Genomic DNA, 789 nt, shown 5'->3' with positions numbered 1-789 from the left:
AGCCCTTTTGCAAATCTCTCTGGGAGGTTTGTCATCTAGTATTTTCTTTGGACAGTTAGTGATTCAGTTTTCAATAAATGCGACTTGTTGAGTCGCATTTTTGTTTCCCTTAGGTAACCAACATCTGATGAGTAGTTAAACTCTGTTCCGTTATCTGCTGTGATGAAGTTAATCTGCTTTTTGTCAGATGTTTTTCAGGGATTGATGAAGCGAAGTAGCTGATTTATCAGTAATGAGTCGGATTTGATAGTGGTTCTTTCTGTCCGTTAGGGCTAGTCAACACTCCATTTTGCTCGTATCTGAATAACCGCATCCATCTCAAAATCATCGCTATTGTCATGCTTATGCATGCTTTCAGGGCGTTTTAATGGTCTTTCCATCAGGCTTAACATTAGCACTAGCCTGTTTTTCCTTTGCGAGGATAAATCCTGTTGGCTTTGGGTACTCCTAATCGCCCATGGTGAATCCAGCAGTAATGGTTGAGATGAGCAGTACTTTCTTTAGCTTTGCCCATCATTTCAGGAGAGTATCTCTGTTTGCTATAGTGTTTTTAAGGTATTGTTTAGAGAGGGTTTAGCAGAACGTTTACGATTGACACAGACTTCTTGAGCAAAGTCGGCTGAGTAAATAAGCTCATACTTTTCCTTACGGATGTGTTATCTGACTTATCCTTACTTCACTTCGTTGTTAATGGAGTGTCTTCCTTTTGGGAAATAGTCTTGCCTCTTGGCGTTTTTCTCTTGTTGCTATGGGTACCATCAAGTGGCTAACTCCATTGTTGAACTTTTC

1 pseudogene is annotated in these 789 nt (G+C 40.2%); it reads right to left on the bottom strand.

From position 1 onward, the window contains the following. Nucleotides 1–66: 66 nt before the first annotated feature. Nucleotides 67–653 (bottom strand): annotated as a pseudogene (locus tag NXS10_RS08730) (transposase family protein); the annotation flags it as partial. Nucleotides 654–789 lie beyond the last annotated feature (136 nt).

The sequence above is a fragment of the Streptococcus sciuri genome (assembly GCF_024814375.1).
Lineage (GTDB): Bacteria > Bacillota > Bacilli > Lactobacillales > Streptococcaceae > Streptococcus > Streptococcus sciuri.
Note: the sequence above shows the minus strand (reverse complement) of the source record. Positions and strands in the feature narration are given on the sequence as shown.